Source organism: Pseudovibrio ascidiaceicola (genome assembly GCF_900114245.1).
Lineage (GTDB): Bacteria > Pseudomonadota > Alphaproteobacteria > Rhizobiales > Stappiaceae > Pseudovibrio > Pseudovibrio ascidiaceicola.
On sequence record NZ_FOSK01000038.1, the window covers coordinates 1 to 2,804 of the forward strand.

Consider the following 2,804-nt stretch of genomic DNA (forward strand, 5'->3'; position numbering starts at 1 on the left):
TTTCGCTGCCCAACGACAACATTACAAATACATAAGAGCCGAGGAATTGAATGCTCCAGAATAGTTTTGGTTCACAGACAAGACGAAAGCAAAAAGTTGTTGTTTCAGCGTTACGTGTCCCTGTGTTTGCACTCATTGCCCTGGACTTGGCAGGCAACAGCCGGTCTGCTCGTGCAGAAGAAATTGATGGGTCTTCGTCGCTAACAATTGATAGTGATCCAAGTGTTTCAGAGCAGCTAAATCCGTGGCGGGTGTCAGATCTGGTTGTGGGCTCAACACATGGTTCTGATGCTGAACTAACTATCCAAAATGGCGGTCAGGTTGTTTATGATCGCTCTACTTTTCTTGGCGATAATTCAGGTTCTTCAGGCACAATAACGGTGACAGGCTCCGGTTCGCGATTGAATCCCGCAGCGAGCGATGACCAGGATGAAGCGTTGATCATTGGATACGAAGGAAACGGCACACTGACCGTCACTGATGGTGGACAGGTCACCAGTTACATTAGTGCTATTGGCTGGTCGTCAGGCTCTTCCGGCAACGTGCTCGTGGGCGGGGACGGGTCACTCTGGCAGAATGGTCACAATTTGATCGTGGGAAATGAGGGAACCGGAACTCTGACCATTGGTGAAGGCGGTCAGGTTACCAGTCTAACAGGAATTATCGGTGTTCGGAGTGGTTCTTCGGGAGACGTAGTCGTGACCGGAGATGCCTCTCTCTGGGAAACCAGCCATTTTATGAACATCGGATTGCTCGGAAGGGGTACCCTGACGATCTCAGATGGCGGCATGGTTGATGTGGAGGATCACGTTACGTTAGGTCGGGAGACAGGTTCCCATGGCACGCTCAATATTGGTGCTGCTGCTGGCGAATCCGCGCAGGCAGCAGGCGTTCTGGATGCCGCAACGGTTGAATTTGGCGACGGTACCGGGATAATCAACTTCAACCACACGGATAATGACTACACCTTCTCACATGCGATCTCGGGAGGCGGAGCTGTCAATCAGCTTGCCGGTGCCACAATCCTGACCGGTGCCAGCACCTATACCGGCGGTACCACTGTTTCAGGTGGCGAGCTGGTTGTTAATGGCACAATTGGTGATGTTACAGTCGATGGCGGTAGCCTTGGTGGGTCAGGCACGATCAACGGTTCGGCAACAGTCACAAGCGGAACGATTGCTGCAGGCAACAGCCCTGGCACACTGACCATCGACGGCGACCTCAATCTTACTTCCGCATCAGCTCTGGATTTCGAGCTTGGATCTCCTTCCGGCACAGCGGGCGTAGACAGCGACCTCATCGCCGTTGGTGGTGATCTGACGCTGGATGGATCGCTCAATGTCACTGATGCGGGTGGCTTTGACGCCGGGGTCTATAATCTGATCACCTATGGCGGCAGTTTGAACGATAACGGTCTGGTGGTGGGCACCGCGCTCACAGGCTTCCTTTACAACGTACAGACTGCAACAGCCGGACAGGTCAATCTTCTGGTGAACCCGGACCAGCTGAGCTTCTGGAACGGAGCGGTAACAAGTGCTGATGGAATCGTTCATGGCGGTTCTGGCACCTGGAGCAGTGCCGGGACCAACTGGACCGATGCCACTGGCTCAGCAAGTGCATCTTATCAACCGGACAGCACGCTGATTTTCCAAGGAACACCTGGCACAGTCACGGTGGATAGTGCCGGGGTTTCGGTTTCCAAAGGCATGCAGTTCGCAGCCGATGGTTATACAGTGACGGGTGGCAATTTAGCTCTGAATGCTCGTTTTAGTTTTGATAGTGTTTCTTTCAGGGTTGGGGACGGAACCAGCTCGGGTGCCGGTTTCACCTCAACCATTGCTTCCAACCTGACAGGGACTGGCTCACTGCAAAAAATGGGTCTTGGAACACTCGTTCTGACAGGTGACAACACCTACAACGGCGACACCACTGTTTCAGAAGGAGCGCTGGAGTTCAGGGATGGTGCTACCCTGAGTGGTGACCGATTTATTAGTGTTGGTGGTCCTCAAACAGCATCTCTGACCATTGCTGATGGCAGTGACGTTTCTGCAAGAATATATGCCGTTGTCGCTACGGACGCAGGTTCTTCTGGAGCGGTAACGGTGACAGGCCCTGATTCACGTTTTCGAGTTGGGGGTGCTTTTAGCATTGGACGCGATGGAGACGGAACCTTGAGTGTCTTGGAGGGCGGAGTAGTTACCAGCAGTTATGGTCAGATCGGATCTTCCAGAGGCTCAACCGGGGCTGTGGAGGTGACCGGAGAAGGGTCACATTGGAAGAACGATTTCGGGTTGGATGCGAGAGGGATCACCCTTTCCGTGGGAGGTGATGGAACCGGAACTCTGACCATTGCCGAAGGTGGTCGGGTGACCAGTCAGAAAGGGGTTATCGGCTCTGCGACAGGTTCTTCGGGAGACGTCGTCGTGTCCGGAGACGGGTCTCTCTGGGAAAACAGCCACTATATGAACATCGGATTGCTCGGAAGAGGTACCCTGACGATCTCAGATGGTGGCGTGGTTGATGTGGAGAACAGCGTTCATCTGGGCAGGGAGACCGGTTCCCATGGCACGCTCAATATTGGTGCTGCTGCTGGCAACCCGGCGCAGGCCGCAGGGATATTAGATGCCGCAGCGGTTAAATTTGGTGATGGTACCGGGCTGATCAACTTCAACCACACGGATAGTGACTACACGTTCTCCGCAGACATCAGTGGGAATGGCAGTGTCAATCAGCTTGCCGGCACCACCATCCTGACCGGCACCAACAGCTATACCGGCGGCACCACTGTTACAGGTGGCGAGCTG

Annotated in this window: 1 protein-coding gene; it reads left to right on the plus strand. The window is 54.0% G+C overall.

Annotation, left to right across the window (positions count from 1 at the left end):
* Positions 1-50 precede the first annotated feature (50 nt).
* The coding region (locus BM231_RS26715; protein WP_208860679.1) for a beta strand repeat-containing protein at positions 51-2,804 on the plus strand (2,754 nt) is incomplete at its 3' end.